The organism is Pseudomonas sp. UMAB-40 (assembly GCF_900095275.1).
In the GTDB taxonomy this organism is placed as follows: domain Bacteria; phylum Pseudomonadota; class Gammaproteobacteria; order Pseudomonadales; family Pseudomonadaceae; genus Aquipseudomonas; species Aquipseudomonas mandelii_B.
In genome coordinates, this window is the sequence record NZ_LT607560.1 from 43131 (window position 1) to 58512 (window position 15382).

Here is a 15382-nt window from a genome sequence, read left to right on the forward strand (position 1 = left end):
CGCTTCCAGGTTGAGGCAGCTGCTTGGGGGATCAGCTGCCGCGGTACGTGGAATAGCTGTAAGGCGAAATCAGCAATGGCACATGGTAGTGATCCTGTTCCGCAGAGATGCCGAACCGCAGCACTACCACGTCCAGGAACGCAGGTTCCGGCAGCTGAACACCGCGGGCGCGGTAGTAATCGCCCGCATGAAACTGAACCTGATAGACCCCGGAACGGTAGTCATCGCCTTGCAGCAGCGGTGCGTCGAAACGGCCGTCGCTGTTGGTGATCGCACTGGCGACCAATTCCAGCTGCGAGCCTTCAACACGGTACAGCTCGACCTTGATCGAGCTGCCCGGGCAACCGTGTGCAGCGTCCAAAACGTGTGTAGTCAAACGTCCCATTGATTCTGCGCGCCTGCCTGCACGGAGCAGTCAGGCCTCGCGCCTCCCGAAGTCAGTTGAAAAGGAGACCGCACCGGTTCGGAGCACGAAACGCTGCGGCGAGGGGCTGATTAAGACACTTTTCAAAAAAATTGTACACAATAAAAACGACATTTTTAGCGCTGCCCTCGCCAACCAGGGGATTGCAGCGAATCCATTGCCAAACCTTACGCTCAAAGGACCTCCTATCCATTAACTGACCAATTAGGCAGGTTTCTTGCAATAACATGCACAGATGACAGTTCATCAAAAATGCAAAAATTCAGGCTTACAAAGTGAATATAAAGTTGTATACAATCAGCCCATCGCTGTGACGCCAGCCTGTCATCTCACCGCCAGGCCGCCACACAACCTGTCAACGAACAAGAAGGAAGACTGCAGTGAGCGCTGACTACCCACGCGACCTGATCGGTTACGGCAGTAACCCTCCTCACCCACATTGGCCCGGCAATGCCCGCATCGCCCTGTCGTTCGTGCTCAATTACGAGGAAGGTGGCGAGCGCAATATCCTGCACGGCGATAAAGAATCCGAAGCCTTCCTCTCGGAGATGGTCTCGGCGCAGCCGCTGCAAGGCGCGCGCAACATGAGCATGGAATCCCTTTACGAGTATGGCAGCCGTGCCGGCGTCTGGCGGATTCTGAAACTGTTCAAGGAATTCGACATTCCGCTGACCATCTTCGCCGTGGCCATGGCCGCCCAGCGTCACCCGGACGTGATCCGCGCGATGGTCGATGCCGGCCATGAAATCTGCAGCCACGGCTACCGCTGGATCGACTATCAGTACATGGATGAAGCGCAGGAACGCGAGCACATGCTCGAAGCGATCCGCGTCCTCACCGAAATCACCGGCGAGCGTCCACTGGGCTGGTACACCGGCCGCACCGGCCCGAACACCCGTCGCCTGGTGATGGAAGAAGGCGGTTTCCTCTACGACTGCGACACCTACGACGACGACCTGCCCTACTGGGAACCCAACAACCCGACCGGCAAGCCGCACCTGGTGATCCCGTACACGCTGGACACCAACGACATGCGCTTCACCCAGGTCCAGGGTTTCAACAAGGGCGATGATTTCTTTGAATACCTGAAGGACGCATTCGACGTGCTGTATGCCGAAGGCGCCGAAGCACCGAAAATGCTCTCGATCGGCCTGCACTGCCGTCTGATCGGCCGTCCGGCGCGACTGGCCTCGCTCAAGCGCTTTATCGAATACGCTAAAAGTCATGAACAGGTGTGGTTCAGCCGTCGCGTCGACATCGCGCGCCACTGGCACGAAACCCACCCGTACCAAGGGGCTGCCAAATGAGCACCTTTCAAACGCTGAAACCCTCGTCCTTGAGCCGCGACGCGTTTGTCGCCGCTTTCGCCGACATTTACGAACATTCGCCAAGGGTGGCCGAGAAGGCATTCGACCTGGGCCTGGACGCCTCGATCGACGAGATCGAAACCCTGCACCAGCGCATGAGCGACATCCTGTTGAGCGCCGATCAGCAAAGCCAACTGGCCCTGATCAACGCTCACCCGGACCTGGCCGGCAAAGCCGCCGTCCAGGGCCAGTTGACCGAAGCCAGTACCAATGAGCAGGCTGGCGCCGGTATTCACCAATGCACGGCCGAAGAGTTTTCTCGCTTCACCGAGCTGAACGACGCCTACAAGGCCAAGTTCAAGTTTCCCTTCATCATGGCGGTAAAAGGCAGCAACCGGCATCAGATCCTCGCGGCGTTCGAAACGCGCATTCACAATTCGGCGGATACCGAATTCAAATGCGCGCTGGCGGAGATCAACAAGATCGCCCTGTTCCGTTTACTGACCCTATAGCGAGCCTTGCCCGAGTGTTCTTAAACGCGAAAAGCACCCAGGGCACTGCAAGCATCCCAAGCCAACTTATTAAAGGCAGACAAGAAGAATGAAAGCTTACGCCGTACCTTTCGAGAAGTTCGTCAACCTGGCCGACGCCCGCCTGGGCACCAAAATCATCTCGGTCACCGATGACTGGTTCGCAGACGCCAACCGCCTGTTCCAGCCGACCCCGGCTGTGTGGAAGGAGGGCGTGTTCGATGACAACGGCAAGTGGATGGACGGCTGGGAGTCGCGCCGCAAGCGCTTCGAAGGCTACGACAGCGCAGTGATTCGCCTGGGCGTACCGGGTTCGATCAAAGGCGTAGACATCGACACTTCATTCTTCACCGGCAACTTCCCGCCGTCGGCGTCCCTGGAAGCCTGCTTCCTGGCCTCGGGCGAGCCGGCCGACAACACCCAGTGGACTGAAGTGTTGTCGGCCGTGGAGCTGCAAGGCAACAGCCATCACTACCACGAAATCAGCAACGACCAGGCCTTCAGCCACCTGCGCTTCAACATCTACCCGGATGGTGGCGTGGCCCGTCTGCGTGTCTACGGTATTCCGTTCCGCGACTGGTCCGCTGTCGGCGACAACGAGCAGGTCGACCTGGCCGCCGCCCTCAACGGTGGCCGCGCCCTCGCCTGCTCCGACGAACACTTCGGCCGCATGAGCAACATCCTCAACCCGGGCCGTGGCATCAACATGGGCGACGGCTGGGAAACTGCACGTCGTCGCACGCCAGGTAATGACTGGGTCATCGTCGCGCTGGGTCATGCCGGCGAGATCGAGAAAGTCATCGTCGACACCCTGCACTTCAAGGGCAACTACCCGGACACGTGCTCGATCCAGGGCGCGTTCGTGAAGGGCGGCACCGACAGCCAGATCGAAACCCAATCGCTGTTCTGGCGTGAACTGCTGCCGGCGCAGAAACTGGAAATGCACGCCGAACACACCTTCGCCGAGCAGATCAAGGCCCTGGGCCCGATCACCCACATCCGCCTGAACGTGTTCCCGGATGGTGGTGTGAGCCGCCTGCGCGTATTGGGCAAGGTCGCTAAATAAGCGCTGAACCTCATCGCTGGCAAGCCAGCTCCCACAGGTTTTGTGAACGCCACAGTCCACTGTGGGAGCTGGCTTGCCAGCGATGACGATAGAACCCACAACACAGAATTCAGAAAAGAAGACCAGCATGCGCACACTGACGATTGAACCGCTGACCAAAGAAGCCTTCGCCCCTTTCGGTGACGTGATCGAAACCGACGGCAGCGATCACTTCATGATCAACAACGGTTCGACCATGCGCTTTCACAAACTGGCGACGGTGCAAACCGCCACGCCAGAGGACAACGCGATCATCAGCATTTTCCGCGCCGACGCGCAGGACATGCCGCTGACCGTCAGCATGCTGGAGCGTCACCCGCTGGGCAGCCAGGCTTTCATTCCGCTGCTCGGCAACCCCTTTCTGATCGTGGTCGCGCCACTTGGCGATGAACCTGTATCAGGCTTGGTCCGCGCCTTCGTCACCAACGGCAGGCAGGGCATTAATTACCATCGCGGCGTTTGGCACCATCCGGTGCTGACGATCGAAAAGCGGGATGACTTCCTGGTGGTTGATCGCAGTGGCACAGGCAATAACTGCGATGAGCATTTTTTCAAAGAGGATGAGCGTTTGATCCTTGCCCCCCACCAATAAGAGAAGGTCTGATCACTCGACAACAGAGTGACAGGCGAGAGGTAAAGACTGTGGAAGCACATCTGTTGGAATGGCTGAACCTGAGCGTGCGCTGGGTTCACATGATTACTGGCGTGGCCTGGATCGGTGCGTCGTTCTATTTCGTCTGGCTGGAAAACAACCTCAATCGGGTCAACCCGAAAAGTGGTCTGGCCGGCGATCTGTGGGCGATCCACGGCGGCGGTATCTACCACCTGGAAAAATACAAACTGGCCCCACCGACCATGCCGGACAACCTGCACTGGTTCAAATGGGAAGCCTACTTCACCTGGATGTCGGGGATCGCGCTGCTGTGCGTGGTGTTCTACTCCAACCCGACGTTGTACCTGCTGGCACCCGGCAGCAGCCTGACCGGCCCTGAAGGGGTCGCACTGGGCATCGCCTCGTTGTTCGTCGGCTGGTTCGTCTACTCCTTCCTCTGCGACTCGGCCCTGGGCAAACGCCCTGCCCTGCTCGGCTTCATCCTGTTCGTGCTGATCATTGGCGCCGCCTACGGCTTCAGCAAAGTGTTCAGTGGTCGCGGTGCGTACCTGCACGTTGGCGCAATCATCGGCACCATCATGGTCGGCAACGTGTTCCGCATCATCATGCCGGCCCAGCGCGCACTGGTTGCCGCCATTGCCGAAAACCGCACGCCCGATCCGGCGCTGCCAGCCAAAGGCTTGCTGCGCTCGCGGCACAACAACTACTTCACCTTGCCGGTGCTGTTCATCATGATCAGCAACCACTTCCCGAGCACCTACGGCAGCCAATACAACTGGCTGATCCTGGCCGGGATTGCGGTGCTGGCGGTGTTGGTGCGTCACTACTTCAACACCCGTCATGACAGTCACAAGTTCGCCTGGACGTTGCCTGTCGCGGCTGTTGGCATGATCTGCCTGGCTTACGTGACGGGCCCGGCGCAAATGCCGAGCGCACCTGAAGTGGCCAAGGCGCCTGGCACCATCGAGTACCAGCCGCTGCCGGAAACCGCGGTCGGTGGCGGTGCTAAACCTGCCGCTGCGAAGCCTGCAGAAGCACCGGTCCAGGCGTCCAACGCCGGCCCGAGTTTCGACAAGGTGCACAGCGTGATCCAGGAACGTTGCTCGGTGTGCCATTCGGCCAAACCGACCAGTCCATTGTTCAGTGCAGCACCGGCTGGCGTGATGTTCGACACCCCCGAGCAGATCCGCCAGAACGCCGCGCGCATCCAGGCTCAGGCCGTCACGAGCCAGATCATGCCACTGGGCAACATCACCCAGATGACCCAGCAGGAACGTGACCTGATCGGTGCGTGGATTGTGCAGGGAGCTCCGACCAATTAAGTAGCAAAAGCATCGCGAGCAAGCTCGCTCCCACACAGGCAACACACATCCTGTGGGAGCGAGCTTGCTCGCGATTGGCCGCACTGCGGTCAACCTGATGCACAAAATCACAAGAATAAAAAAGATCCGAGGTGTTGCATGTCCGAGCTATCCGAAGCGCGCATCCCCGACGCACCCGCTATTCAGCGTTTGCCCCTTTTGCAACTGATCCTGGTCGGCCTGCAACACGTTCTGCTGATGTACGGCGGCGCCATCGCGGTGCCGCTGATCATCGGGCAGGCCGCCGGCCTGAGTCGTGAGGAAATCGCCTTCCTGATCAACGCCGACCTGCTGGTGGCCGGGATCGCGACCATCGTGCAATCGTTGGGCATCGGCCCGATGGGCATCCGCATGCCGGTGATGATGGGGGCCAGTTTCGCCGCCGTCGGCAGCATGGTCGCCATGGCCGGCATGCCCGGTATCGGCCTGCAAGGGATCTTCGGAGCAACCATCGCCGCCGGTTTCTTCGGCATGATCATCGCGCCGTTCATGTCCAAGGTCGTGCGCTTTTTCCCGCCGCTGGTGACTGGCACGGTCATCACCTCGATCGGTTTGTCGCTGTTTCCCGTGGCCGTCAATTGGGCGGGCGGCGGTGCCGGCGCCACGCAATTCGGTTCACCGATTTACCTGGCCATTGCCGCGCTGGTGCTGGCCACCATTCTGCTGGTCCACCGTTTCATGCGCGGGTTCTGGGTCAATATTTCCGTGCTGATCGGCATGTGCCTGGGCTACGTAATCTGCGGGCTGATTGGCATGGTCGACCTCAGCGGCATGGCGGATGCCCCCTGGGTGCAGATTGTCACCCCGCTGCACTTCGGCATGCCCAAGTTTGAACTCGCACCGATCCTGTCCATGTGCCTGGTGGTGGTGATCATATTCGTCGAGTCCACCGGGATGTTCCTCGCGCTGGGCAAAATCACCGGCCAGGAAGTCTGCCCACGCATGCTGCGTCGCGGCTTGCTGTGTGATGCCGGCGCCTCGTTCTTTGCCGGTTTCTTCAACACCTTCACCCACTCTTCTTTCGCGCAGAACATCGGCTTGGTGCAGATGACGGGCGTGCGTTGCCGCTCGGTGACCATCGTTGCCGGCGGTTTGCTGGTGGTGCTGAGCCTGCTGCCGAAAGCGGCGTTCCTGGTGGCCTCGATTCCACCGGCGGTGCTGGGCGGCGCAGCGATTGCGATGTTCGGCATGGTGGCCGCGACCGGGATCAAGATTCTTCAGGAAGCCGACATCGGTGACCGTCGCAACCAGTTGCTGGTGGCGGTGAGCATCGGCATGGGGCTGATCCCGGTGGTGCGTCCGGAATTCTTCGCGCACTTGCCGTTGTGGATGAGTCCGATCACCCACAGCGGCATTGCGATGGCGACGTTGAGTGCGCTGTCGCTGAACCTGCTGTTCAACATTCTTGGCGGCCGCGAACGCGCGGCGATCAACGACTGCCACGCCCAGTAACAGGTAACGACACAAAACCCTGTGGGAGCGGGCTTGCTCGCGAAGAGGTCGTCACATCCAACATCAATGTTGACTGGCAAACCGCTTTCGCGAACAAGCCCGCTCCCACAGGGTTGGGGGTTGCCTGTGCCTCAAACAATAAAAACAAGAGGGAGCAACAGATGATTCGGACTCAAACAAACCTGCTGTTGGGCAGCAGTCTCCTGGCTGCAAGCCAGGCCATGGCCGGCGATTTACTGCTGTGGCAGACCAACAGCCTGAGCTATTTGTACGGCAAGGATTTCGCGGTCAACCCGTCGATCCAGCAGACGATAACCTTCGAGCACGCCGACCGCTGGAAGTACGGCGACAACTTTCTGTTCGTCGACAGCACTTACTACAACGGCGAGAAAGACCGGAACAAAGGCGTTCACGCCTATTACGGCGAATTCAGCCCGCGCCTCTCCTTCGGCAAAATCCTCGACCGCCGTTTCGAATTCGGCCCGATCAAGGACGTGTTGCTGGCCATGACCTACGAGAATGGCGAAGACGACACCGAGGCCTACCTGATCGGCCCCGGTTTCGATCTCGCGGTACCGGGCTTCAATTTTTTCACCTTGAACTTCTACTATCGCCAGACCGAAGGCTCGCGTCCCGGCGACGATGTCTGGCAGATCACGCCGGCCTGGTCCTACTCCCTGCCATTGGGCAACTCGAGCCTGTTGATCGACGGCTACATCGACTGGGTCGTGGATAACGACCAGAACTCACAGGGCACCTACCACGCCAACCTGCACGTCAACCCGCAGATCAAGTACGACCTGGGCAAAGCCTTGGGCTGGCGGGAGAAACAGGTGTACGTCGGCGTCGAGTACAGCTATTGGAAAGACAAGTACGGCATCGAAAACAACGGCAACTTCGACACCCATGAAAACACCACCAGCCTGCTGGTGAAGGTGCACTTTTAAGATGGCCCGCAACCGTGCTCCAAACCTGTCGTCGGTGCGCTGTTGCGGGGCACTTGAGACCTGGCCAAGGAGTCAGTATTCTCCGCGGCCGCCTGAATCCGCTTTAAAAAAAAGCCCGGATTTAATTCCTGACCAGAAAGCCAACTTATCCCGGCTCTGCACGGTACCAAGGCACTCCAACCCCCCTCTCAATCGACTGCTCTTGAGCAGCCGAGCGGGAGTTTTTTGGCTTTTCGAACGCCTTGGCTCAGCTCTTGCTAACAGCACTAAAGCTGACCGACTGGATGATTTTTTACCGCTACAGAAAAAGGCGCCACACCAGAGCGTCGACCTTAGAAAAAAAACGTGGAACCACCTACTTTTTGGGAGCAACCGAATGAAACGCACGTGCACCAGCCTGATGCTTGCGGGATCGTTACTGGCCGGGGGCCAGGCAATGGCCGGCGACCTGCTGCAATGGCAGAACAACAGCCTGACTTATCTGTATGGCAAGGATTTCCAGGTCAACCCGCGCATTCAGCAAACGGTGACCTTCGAACACGCCGATGGCTGGAAATACGGCGACAACTTCTTCTTCATCGACAAGATCTTCTACAACGGCAAGGAAGACACCTTCGCGGGCAAGAACACCCACTACGGTGAGTTCAGCCCTCGCTTGTCGTTTAACAAGATCTTCGACCAGAAACTCGAATTTGGCCCGATCAAAGACGTGCTGCTGGCCATGACTTACGAGTTCGGTGAAGACGATACCGAGTCCTACCTGATCGGTCCTGGTTTCGACCTGGCGATCCCTGGGTTCGACTACTTCCAGCTGAATTTCTACAACCGCCATACCGAAGGCGACCGTCCGGGTGACAACATCTGGCAGATCACCCCGGTCTGGTCCTACACCATTCCGGTCGGCGATTCGAACATCCTGATCGATGGTTTCATGGACTGGGTGGTCGACAACGACGTCAACAAAAAAGGCGAATATCACGCCAACCTGCACTTCAATCCGCAGATCAAATACGACCTGGGCAAGGCACTGAACCTGGGCGAAAAGCAGTTGTACGTCGGCGTCGAATATGACTACTGGAAAGACAAGTACGGCATCGAAGACAGCCAGGGTTTCAAGACTGATCAGAGCGTGACCAGCTTCCTGGTCAAGGTTCACTTCTGATCCGGCGGCGTCTGTAAGGACGCCATCGCGAGCAAGTCGAATCGTCGCACCGCCACTCCCACAGGGATCTATGGTGTGCTCACAATCTGTGGCACAACACAAAACCTGTGGGAGCCAGGCTTGCCCGCGATGGCCGCACCGCCAATCTCAAGCCGATACCATAGATTCCGACAACCCCAGAAACCGGCACAACTCCCCGCGCTTGGCCAACGCATCCCGCCGCCCCAGATCAATCAGCTCGCTGCAATACCCCGCCTCAAACAGCAGATAACTCAGCACCCCCGCCCCGCTCGTCTTGGTCGCGCCCGGCCCGCGCAGAAACAGGCGCAACGCCGCCGGCAATTCCTGCCGATGCCGCGCGGCAATTTCATCGATCGGCTGACTCGGCGAAATCACCAGCACGTCCACTGGCGCCACGCCCAACGCGCGCGTCGGCGTGTCATCGGGCAGCAAGTGACTGAACTGATTCAGACGCTGCAGCAACTCGATGTCACTTTCCAGGCTGTCAATGAACGTGCTGTTGAGCATGTGTCCGCCGATCTGCGCCAGGGTCGGCTGCTGACCGGTGTAGGCGCGTTGCAGCGGCTGCTCCGGGTCGACGCCGCGCGGGTTGCCGCTGACGCCCACCACCAGCACCCGACTGGCGCCCAGATGCAGGGCCGGGCTGATCGGTGCCGATTGGCGCACCGCACCATCGCCGAAATACTCTTCGCCGATTTTTACCGGTGCGAACAACAAGGGAATCGCTGAACTGGCCAGCAAGTGATCGACGGTCAATTGCGTGGGGACGCCGATCCGCCGGTGGCGCAACCAGGCATCGATGGTGCCGCCACCCTGATAGAACGTGACGGCCTGCCCGGACTCGTAACCGAACGCCGTGACCGCCACCGCCTGCAACTGCTTCTGGGCGATGGCCTCGGCGATGCCGTTCATGTGCAGTTTGTCGTCGAGCAAACCGCGCAGCGGCGAACTGTTGAGCAGCGCCACCGGAACCTGGGCGCCAAGCCCGAGCAGACTGTGGCTGACAAAGCGGCTGGCTTGGCTGATCACGCCGGGCCAGTCGCTGCGCAACACCAGATGACTGCGAAAGCCCTGCCAGAAGGCGGTCAGGCGCTCGATCGCGCCACGAAAGTCCATCGCCCCACTGGCCAGGCTCACCGCATTGATCGCCCCGGCCGAGGTGCCGACAATCACCGGAAACGGATTCGATGCGCCCACCGGCAGCAACTCCGCAATCGCCGCCAGCACCCCCACCTGATACGCCGCCCGAGCCCCGCCGCCGGAAAGAATCAACCCTGTAACCGGTTCAGCAGGACTCATCGCAACACTCCATGGTGCAAAAAAGGGATCTGGGGATCAGCCGCGTTTCTTGTACAACTTCGGCTCGCCCGGTGGACGGCTCTTGAAGCGTCGATGGGCCCAAAGGTATTGCTCGGGGCACTCACGCAGGGCACCTTCGACCCACTGATTGATGCGCAGGCAATCGGCCTCTTCGGTCTCGCCGGGGAAACCTTCGAGCGGCGGGTGGATCATCAACCGATAGCCGCTGCCGTCCGCCAGACGCTCCTGGGTAAACGGCACCACCAGCGCCTTGCCCAACCGGGCAAATTTGCTGGTGGCCGTGACCGTCGCGGCCTGAATCCCGAACAGCGGCACAAAGATGCTCTGCTTGGCGCCGTAGTCCTGATCCGGTGCGTACCAGATCGCCCGACCGGCGCGCAGCAATTTGAGCATGCCGCGCACGTCGTCGCGTTCCACGGCCAGCGAATCGAGATTGTGCCGCTCGCGACCCCGGCGCTGGATGTAGTCGAACAACGGGTTCTTGTGCTCGCGGTACATGCCGTCGATGGTGTGCTGCTGCCCCAACAGCGCCGCGCCGATTTCCAGCGTGGTGAAATGCACCGCCATCAGGATCACACCCTTGCCTTCGCGCTGAGCCTTTTTCAGATGCTCCAGGCCTTCGACATGGGCCAGCTTCGCCAGCCGCTGACGCGACCACCACCAGCTCATGGCCATTTCAAAGAAAGCGATGCCGGTGGAGGCGAAGTTTTCCTTGAGCAGGCGCTTACGCTCGTCGGTGGATTTTTCAGGGAAACACAGTTCCAGATTGCGCTTGGCAATGCGCCGTCGGTCGCCGGCCAGCCGATACATCAGTGCGCCGAGCAGGCGACCGATAAACAGCAACGCCGGATACGGCAACTGAACAATCAGCCACAACAGCCCCAAGCCACACCATAGCGGCCAGAAACGCGGCATAAGAAATGTTTTTCGAAAACGCGGGCGATCCATTAAAGGTTCCGGAAAGACAATGGCCGCGCATTCTACATCGTTCGACCCGGCTTGCGGCTTGCGGGCGTTCTCGTTATAAGTCTCGGCACTTTTAGTGACAAGCCGTTGTATGCCGACCATGAGCCAAACCGAACCGCAAGACCAGGATCCCGTGTTCCAGTTGAAGGGCAGCATGCTCGCCATTACGGTGCTGGAACTGGCCCGCAACGACCTCGAGAACCTTGATCGACAACTGGCCGCCAAGGTCGCCCAGGCGCCTAACTTCTTCAGCAATGCGCCGCTGGTGCTGGCCCTGGACAAACTCCCGGCCAGTGAAGGCGCGGTCGATCTGCCGGGCCTGATGCGCGTGTGCCGCCAGCATGGCCTGCGCACCCTGGCGATCCGAGCCAGCCGCATCGAAGACATCGCCGCCGCCATCGCGGTCGATTTGCCGGTGCTGCCGCCGTCCGGCGCGCGTGAGCGTCCCCTGGACCCGCTCGAAGGCCAGGTGAAGAAAAAGCCGGAAAAGCCGCCCGAGCCGACCCTCAAACCGACGAAAATCATCACGTCGCCAGTACGTGGTGGCCAGCAGATTTATGCCCAGGGTTGCGACTTGGTGGTGATCTCCTCGGTCAGCCCGGGTGCGGAACTTCTCGCCGATGGGAACATCCATGTATACGGCCCGATGCGCGGTCGCGTGCTGGCCGGGGTCAAAGGCGACACGAAAGCCAGGATTTTCTGTCAGCAGATGAGCGCTGAACTGGTCTCCATCGCCGGCCACTACAAGGTTTCCGAGGATCTGCGCCGCGACCCTTTGTGGGGCGCGGGCGTGCAAGTCAGCCTGTCAGGCGACGTGTTGAACATCATTCGGCTTTAACGGATACTGCCGCATTTTCCAAGCATCTCTAAAACGTAGCGAAAACGGCTCAAACGAAGTAGGAAAAAGGCCAAACGCAGTGTTTAACGCTGTTCTGGACCGGATTCCAGCCAAGGCTGTCCGACTGCAGTAGTTTTTCAAGAGATGTTTTTCAGGGGCTAAAAGTCCTTTTTCCTTAGGGGTGAAACACCTTGGCCAAGATTCTAGTGGTTACATCCGGCAAGGGTGGTGTGGGTAAGACCACCACCAGCGCCGCTATCGGTACCGGCCTCGCACTGCGCGGCCACAAAACAGTGATCGTCGACTTCGACGTCGGTTTGCGTAACCTCGACCTGATCATGGGTTGCGAGCGCCGCGTGGTGTATGACTTCGTCAACGTGGTCAACGGCGAAGCCAACCTGCAACAAGCCCTGATCAAAGACAAACGCCTGGAAAATCTCTACGTCCTGGCCGCCAGTCAGACCCGCGACAAAGACGCGCTGACTGTGGAAGGCGTGGAAAAAGTCCTGATGGCGTTGAAAGAAGACTTCGAATACGTGGTCTGCGACTCCCCTGCCGGCATCGAGAAAGGCGCCCACCTGGCCATGTACTTCGCTGATGAAGCGATTATCGTGACCAACCCGGAAGTGTCCTCGGTACGTGACTCGGACCGCATGCTCGGCCTGCTGGCGAGCAAATCCCGTCGTGCCGAAAACGGCGAAGATCCGATCAAGGAACACCTGCTGCTGACCCGCTACAACCCGCAGCGTGTGAGCGATGGCGAAATGCTGGGCGTCGAAGACGTCAAGGAAATCCTGGCGGTCGCCCTGTTGGGTGTCATTCCGGAATCCCAAGCGGTACTGAAAGCTTCCAACTCGGGCGTGCCCGTGATTCTCGACGACCAGAGCGACGCCGGTCAGGCGTACAGCGATGCGGTCGATCGTCTGCTGGGCAAAACCGTGGAACATCGTTTTCTCGATGTGACGAAGAAGGGCTTCTTCGAGCGCCTGTTTGGAGGTAGATAATGAATCTTTTTGACTTCTTTCGTGCCAGCAAAAAGGTCAGCACCGCGTCGGTAGCGAAAGAGCGTCTACAGATCATCGTGGCGCATGAACGCGGCCAGCGCAGTACGCCGGACTACTTGCCAGCCTTGCAGAAGGAACTGGTGGAAGTGATCCGCAAGTACGTCAATATCGGGTCCGACGACGTGCATGTCGCGCTGGAAAACCAGGGCAGCTGCTCGATTCTGGAACTCAATATCACCCTGCCGGATCGCTAGTCGATCCAGCGGGAGCCACGGCGGCTCAGGGCCCTTCTTTCACTGGACGGGGCCTGAGCCGCCGTTGGCGTTTGTTACGAGGCTGTTTTAATGCCGTTGTCCAACATCCGCATCATCCATCAGGACGCCGCCGTACTGGTGGTGGATAAACCGACCCTGCTGCTCTCTGTCCCTGGCCGGGCTGATGACAACAAGGACTGCCTGATTACCCGCCTGCAAGAAAACGGCTACCCGGAAGCGCGAATCGTCCATCGACTGGACTGGGAAACGTCCGGCATCATCCTGTTGGCCCGTGACCCGGACACTCATCGCGAGTTGTCTCGGCAATTTCACGACCGCGAAACCGAAAAAGCCTACACCGCCCTGTGCTGGGGACAACCGGAACTGGACAGCGGCAGCATCGACCTGCCCTTGCGCTACGATCCGCCGACCAAGCCACGCCATGTGGTGGACCACGAGTTCGGCAAACACGCCCTGACCTTCTGGCGAGTGCTGGAACGTTGTGGCGACTGGTGCCGCGTCGAACTGACGCCGATCACCGGCCGCTCCCACCAGTTGCGCGTGCACATGCTCTCCATCGGCCATCCGCTGCTGGGTGACGGTCTCTACGCCCACGAGCAGGCCCTGGCCGCTTGGCCGCGTTTGTGCCTGCACGCCAGCATGCTCAGCTTCACCCATCCGCAAACCGGTGAACGCTTGCGCTTCGAATGCCCCGCACCGTTTTAAGCACTGCCTGACAAGCAGTCGCCTGCTTTAGCAAAAGGATCCCCATCCCGATGAGTTGTACCGATTCCCTGGCAACACCCGTCAAGAAAACCCGCCACCAACTGCTTTACCTGATCTACGGCAACCAGGACGTTTACCGGCGCGAAGCCAAATTCAGTATTTTGACGGCGCTCTCCCATGCCAGGAACGGCAAGCTCCCGAGCATCCGAATCCTCACGGATCGCCCTCAGGATTACGCCGGCTGGCCGGTTGAAACCGTCACGCTGACCCAGGAAACCCTGACCCTGTGGCAAGGCGAAAACGGCTATCACCATCGCCGCAAGGCCTGCGCGATGGCCGCCGGTCTCACGCTGGCGGAAAAAACCCTGTTCGTCGATACCGACACACTGTTCACCAGCGACCCGAACCTGATCTTCAACCAGATCCAGCCGCAGCACTACTTGATGGATCGCTTCGAGTACGACTGGCAGGACGTGTGTGAACGCCCCGACTACGTGAAGCTGGGCGGTTGCCTGCGCGCTCACGGCGTCACTGCGCAGAACGGTTTCAAGCTGTACAACAGCGGACTGTGCGGCGTGACCGACCGCGACGCCGCGCTGTTCGAAGAATCGATCAAGCTCATCGACGAGTGGACCCGGGACGGCTTCGACATCCACACCATCGAGCAGATCGCCCTGTCGTTCGCGATGCGCGACAAGCCGGTGTATGAAGCCCGAAAATACATCTATCACTACTTCGCGGAAAAACGTTTTTTCCATGCGATGCAGGCGTATTTCTTCTCTCAGCATGGCGAGCAGTTCAGCCGCGAGCTGGTTGAACTGTGCCGAGACGTGCCGCGGGTCAAACCCTTCCCTTCGGCCTGGCAACGGCTGAAAATCAAATGGAAGCTGCGTCATCAGAGCGGCGCCCTGCGAAAAGTCGGCCGCGATCTGCTGTACGGCAGTGCGGCGCCCGATCACCCGTACTACACGGCCTGCCGCCACGAATGGTGGGAATGTGCCTCGCGGGAGATCCTTCGCTGGGACCAGGCTCAACAGAAAAAGCTGCTGGAGACTCATCAGAACGGCTGGCCCCGGCAATTGCCCAAGCCCGAAAAGCCTGAAGATGAGCGGATCATCATGAAGTACCTGAAAAAGCGGGTAGCGGCTGCCAGCTGACGTGACCGGTTCACGTCATGCCCAAAGGCCCCGGCCAATACGTTAAACTCCCGCCCACTGCTGTCTGGAGCTTCTTATGCGCGAAGAGTTGAACCAAGGCCTGATCGACTTCCTCAAGGCCTCCCCTACCCCGTTCCATGCCACTGCCAGCCTTGTTCAGCGTCTGGAAGCGGCGGGTTTTGTGCGCCTTGACGA

At 59.5% G+C, this 15382-nt stretch carries 17 protein-coding genes; 14 read left to right on the top strand and 3 right to left on the bottom strand.

From position 1 onward, the window contains the following. Positions 1-31 precede the first annotated feature (31 nt). Complete coding sequence (gene uraH / locus K0F88_RS15185; protein WP_219095570.1) at positions 32-385, bottom strand: hydroxyisourate hydrolase; 354 nt, start codon at positions 383-385, stop codon at positions 32-34. Positions 386-804: 419 nt separating this feature from the next. Here uraH and puuE point away from each other — a divergent pair, with 419 nt between their 5' ends. The 8 genes from puuE (at position 805) to K0F88_RS15225 (ending at position 8901) form a co-directional block, all read left to right on the top strand. After that, entirely contained in the window at positions 805-1731 is a 927-nt protein-coding gene (gene puuE / locus K0F88_RS15190; RefSeq protein WP_059404690.1) for an allantoinase PuuE, read from the top strand. After that, positions 1728-2243 carry a 2-oxo-4-hydroxy-4-carboxy-5-ureidoimidazoline decarboxylase gene (gene uraD / locus K0F88_RS15195; protein ID WP_219095571.1) on the top strand — a complete coding sequence of 172 codons (516 nt, stop codon included), beginning with the start codon at positions 1728-1730 and terminating at the stop codon, positions 2241-2243. Before puuE ends, uraD begins: the two co-directional genes overlap by 4 nt. Before the next feature lie 88 nt (positions 2244-2331). After that, positions 2332-3327, top strand: a complete 996-nt coding sequence (alc, locus tag K0F88_RS15200; protein ID WP_219095572.1) for an allantoicase — start codon at positions 2332-2334, stop codon at positions 3325-3327. 127 nt (positions 3328-3454) lie between these two features. Continuing rightward, the gene (locus K0F88_RS15205) at positions 3455-3958 is read left to right on the top strand and encodes an ureidoglycolate lyase (RefSeq protein ID WP_010456681.1); all 504 of its coding nucleotides are present in this window, start codon (positions 3455-3457) and stop codon (positions 3956-3958) included. Positions 3959-4008: 50 nt separating this feature from the next. Next, on the top strand, positions 4009-5301 hold the full coding sequence (locus K0F88_RS15210; RefSeq protein ID WP_219095573.1) for a urate hydroxylase PuuD: 1293 nt from the start codon (positions 4009-4011) through the stop codon (positions 5299-5301). A gap of 138 nt (positions 5302-5439) precedes the next feature. Continuing rightward, on the top strand, positions 5440-6792 hold the full coding sequence (locus K0F88_RS15215) for a nucleobase:cation symporter-2 family protein (protein WP_219095574.1): 1353 nt from the start codon (positions 5440-5442) through the stop codon (positions 6790-6792). A 161-nt stretch (positions 6793-6953) separates the two neighbouring features. Continuing rightward, a complete protein-coding gene (locus tag K0F88_RS15220; RefSeq protein WP_219095575.1) occupies positions 6954-7739 on the top strand; it encodes an outer membrane protein OmpK in 786 nt (261 codons plus the stop codon). A 376-nt stretch (positions 7740-8115) separates the two neighbouring features. Further along, entirely contained in the window at positions 8116-8901 is a 786-nt protein-coding gene (locus K0F88_RS15225; RefSeq protein WP_094471378.1) for an outer membrane protein OmpK, read from the top strand. 147 nt (positions 8902-9048) lie between these two features. Here the strand turns inward: K0F88_RS15225 and K0F88_RS15230 are convergent, their stop codons facing one another. Together K0F88_RS15230 and K0F88_RS15235 are read right to left on the bottom strand one after the other, a co-directional pair. After that, positions 9049-10221 carry a patatin-like phospholipase family protein gene (locus K0F88_RS15230; protein WP_219095576.1) on the bottom strand — a complete coding sequence of 391 codons (1173 nt, stop codon included), beginning with the start codon at positions 10219-10221 and terminating at the stop codon, positions 9049-9051. 36 nt (positions 10222-10257) lie between these two features. Beyond that, positions 10258-11190 (bottom strand): lipid A biosynthesis lauroyl acyltransferase, encoded by a 933-nt coding sequence (locus tag K0F88_RS15235; RefSeq protein ID WP_219095577.1) that lies wholly within the window; start codon positions 11188-11190, stop codon positions 10258-10260. Positions 11191-11308: 118 nt separating this feature from the next. Here K0F88_RS15235 and minC point away from each other — a divergent pair, with 118 nt between their 5' ends. The 6 genes from minC to K0F88_RS32425 all read left to right on the top strand — a co-directional run. Next, positions 11309-12046: a septum site-determining protein MinC gene (minC, locus tag K0F88_RS15240; RefSeq protein WP_219095578.1), complete on the top strand. Its 738-nt coding sequence runs from the start codon at positions 11309-11311 to the stop codon at positions 12044-12046. A 191-nt stretch (positions 12047-12237) separates the two neighbouring features. Further along, a complete protein-coding gene (gene minD, locus K0F88_RS15245; RefSeq protein WP_219095579.1) occupies positions 12238-13050 on the top strand; it encodes a septum site-determining protein MinD in 813 nt (270 codons plus the stop codon). Further along, entirely contained in the window at positions 13050-13304 is a 255-nt protein-coding gene (gene minE / locus K0F88_RS15250; protein WP_007898843.1) for a cell division topological specificity factor MinE, read from the top strand. Before minD ends, minE begins: the two co-directional genes overlap by 1 nt. A gap of 90 nt (positions 13305-13394) precedes the next feature. Further along, positions 13395-14030 carry an RluA family pseudouridine synthase gene (locus tag K0F88_RS15255; RefSeq protein WP_030131660.1) on the top strand — a complete coding sequence of 212 codons (636 nt, stop codon included), beginning with the start codon at positions 13395-13397 and terminating at the stop codon, positions 14028-14030. Positions 14031-14080: 50 nt separating this feature from the next. Next, the gene (locus K0F88_RS15260) at positions 14081-15187 is read left to right on the top strand and encodes a hypothetical protein (RefSeq protein WP_094471372.1); all 1107 of its coding nucleotides are present in this window, start codon (positions 14081-14083) and stop codon (positions 15185-15187) included. Between the two features lie 76 nt (positions 15188-15263). Further along, positions 15264-15382, top strand: a 119-nt coding sequence (locus K0F88_RS32425; protein WP_374039719.1) for a hypothetical protein, incomplete at its 3' end; no start/stop codon positions are given.